Raw genomic sequence first — 3,020 nt, 5'->3', positions numbered from 1 at the left:
CCGCCTCCGGGACGGAGCCCACGAAGAGCGGCGTCTCGCCTGCGGCGGCCGCGGCGTCGGCCGCCTGACGGAGCGTGTCGGGGATGGGGACGCCGAGCGCTTCGGCCATGCGGGCGTTGCCGGCGAAGTAGCGCCGGCGCCCGATTTTCGCGGAGATCCCCTGGCCCGCCGTCTGCTTGAAGTCGCTCGAGGGCTGCAGAGGAAGGTTCTTCTCCTTCGCCGCGGCGACGATGGCCGCGGCGAGCGGATGCTCCGAAGCCGATTCAAGGGACGCCGCGGTCATGAGGAGCGGCGTCTCGAGCCCGGACATCGCCGGGGCGAGACCGGCGACCACGGGCTTGCCCGTCGTGACGGTGCCCGTCTTGTCGAGCACCGCCGCGTCCACGCGGCCGAGGAGCTCGAGGGCGGCCGCGGTCTTGAAGAGGATGCCTCGCTTCGCGCCCTGGCCCGCGCCCACCATGATGGCCGTGGGGGTGGCGAGTCCGAGCGCGCACGGGCACGAGATCACGAGGACCGAGATCGCACAGGTGAGTGCGAACCCGAAGGATTCGCCGAGCATGAGCCACACGCCGAGCGTGAGGAGCGCGATCGCGATCACGACCGGCACGAAGACGCCCGAGACCCGGTCGGCGAGGCGCGCGACCGGCGCCTTGGTGCTCGTCGCTTCGTCCACGAGCCGGATGATCTGCGCGAGCGCGGTGTCCTCGCCCACGCGGAGCGCCTGCATCACGAGGCGCCCGGAGGCGACGAGAGTCGCCCCCGTGACGGCGTCGCCCACGGTCTTCTCGACCGGGATGCTTTCGCCCGTCATCGCGGATTCGTCCACCGACCCCGAGCCCTCCGTCACCACGCCGTCGACCGGGATGGTGGCGCCGGTCTTGAGAACCACGAAGTCGCCGGACTTGACGGCCTCGCGGGCGACGACGACTTCGCGGCCGTCCTTCAAGACCACCGCGGTTTGGGGGGCGAGCGCCACGAGACGCTCGATCGCGCCCGTGGTCTTCCCCTTCGCGCGGGCTTCGAGCCATTTGCCCACGGTGATGAGCGTGACGATCATCGCCGCGCCCTCGAAGTAGAGCCCGTGGATGAGGTGGAGCGCGTGCTCGGTCATGCCGAGGCCCGCCATCCACGAGGCCTCAAGGAGCACCCAGCAGCCGTAGATGAAGGCCGCCGAGGCGCCCACGGCGATGAGCGAATCCATGTTGGGGGCGCGCATCCAGAGCGCCTTGAAGCCGCGGATGAAGAAGACGCGGTTGAGGAACAGGGGCGGGAGCGACAGGAGGAGCTGCAGCACGCCCCGCATGAGCCCGGCCTCGTCGCGGCCGAGCCACTCGGGCATCGGGATCCCCATCATCGCGCCCATGCTCACGTACATCAGCACGACGAGCGAGCCCACCGACCAGACGAGGCGCGTGCGCACCTCGCGGGCGGCGGCCTCGGCCTCTTCGGCGCGCGACGGGCCCTTCTTCGGGCCGTCGGAGCCCTCCGAGCGCGAGGCGCCGTAGCCCGCTTCGGCGACGGCCGCCTCAATCGCCGAGGTGAGGGCCGCGGTGTCGGCGACCCGGGTCTCGACCTCCATCGTGTTCTTGAGGAGGTTCACCACGGCGCAGTCCACGCCTTCGACGGCGGCGGTGACCTTCTCGACGCGCGCCTGACAGGCCGCGCAGCTCATGCCGGTGACGTCGAAGCGCAGCCGGCAGGTGCGGCCGGCGTCGGGCGCGGCGGGAGCGGACGACGCCGAGGGCGTCGATTGAGCGGGGGCGGCGGGCGAATCCGCCGCCTGTGTGTTCTGAGTCATGTCGAAAAACCGGCGCGGGGAGTCCCCGGCCGGTGCGGAAAGAAGAATCATTCTGATCCCCCCAACTATAGAGCCTCGCTGCGGCGGGACGGCATCCGCCGTTGGGAGGCTTCGGGGGTGGGAGAGGCGCCTCGAAAGGAGCATAACTGTTCGATGCATAAGAACGATTCGTTCGATCTGTTCGATTCAATCGTACGAACGACGCGGCATTTGCTAGACTCGCGCTCCGCTCTTTCGCACAGGCGGAGCGGTTCCTCCGCCGCGCCTTTTCAATCCTTTCCGCCACGCCTCACTTCCGGAGCTCTTCACCCATGACCGCCGCCCAACGCCTCCGCGGACTTCCGACACCCATGGCCGGCCTCGCGCTCGGCGTCGCGAGCCTCGGCTGGTGCCTCGAGAACGCGCTCCCGCTCCACGGTTGGGGACAGATCGCGGGAGCGGCCGTCGCGTCGCTGCTTCTGGCGCTCCTCGTGCTGCGCTTCGCGCTCCACTTCGACACGCTCAAGGCGGACCTCAAGCACCCGGTGGCCGGAAGCATCGTCCCCACCTTCGCGATGGCGCTGATGGTGATCTCGCGCGCGGCGCTCGACGCCCTGCCGCGCTTTGCCGTCGGCCTCTGGTGCGCGGCGGTCGCGGTCCACCTCGCGGCGCTTGCGGCCTTCGTCTGGTGGCGGCTGCGCGACCCCGGGATGGAGAAGATGGTGCCCTCGTGGTTCGTGCCGCCCGTGGGGTTGATCGTCGCCGACGTGTCGTTTCCCGGCGTCCCGGCGCTCCTCCCGCTCGCCGAAGCGCTCCTCTTCGTGGGGCTCGCCTCCTACGCGGTGCTCCTCCCGCTGATGCTCTACCGGCTCTTCTTCCTCCCTCCCGTCGCGCAGGCGGCGAAGCCCACGATCGCGATCATGGCGGCGCCCGCGTCGCTCTCGCTCGCGGGACTCCTCACCATTCACCCGGAGCCGAATCTCCTCCTCACCGCGCTTCTCTTCGGGATCGCGGTGCTGATGACGGCGGCCGTCTACTTCGCCTTCTGGCACCTGCTGCGGCTGCGGTTTTCGCCCGGGTACGCGGCCTTCACGTTCCCGATGGCGATCGGCGCGACGGCGCTCTACAAGCTCTCGGCCATGGTGGGTCGCTGGCCCGAAGGGGCGGCGTACGCCGGGGAGCTCCGCCTCATGGCGCACGCCGAGCTTGCGGTCGCGGCGGCGGTGATTCTCTACGTGCTCGC

2 protein-coding genes are annotated in these 3,020 nt (G+C 70.3%); one reads left to right on the top strand and one right to left on the bottom strand.

The window, feature by feature from the left end:
- Window positions 1-1,798 (bottom strand): heavy metal translocating P-type ATPase (locus ACT6Y9_RS09965; RefSeq protein ID WP_443744414.1); only part of this gene is annotated, 1,798 nt, incomplete at its 3' end.
- A 311-nt stretch (window positions 1,799-2,109) separates the two neighbouring features.
- Here ACT6Y9_RS09965 and ACT6Y9_RS09960 point away from each other — a divergent pair.
- Window positions 2,110-3,020 (top strand): TDT family transporter (locus ACT6Y9_RS09960; RefSeq protein ID WP_443744413.1); only part of this gene is annotated, 911 nt, incomplete at its 3' end.

Origin of the sequence: Sutterella sp., assembly GCF_052272535.1 — a bacterium.
Taxonomy (GTDB): domain Bacteria; phylum Pseudomonadota; class Gammaproteobacteria; order Burkholderiales; family Burkholderiaceae_F; genus Sutterella.
This window is presented reverse-complemented; position numbering and strand designations above follow the sequence as displayed.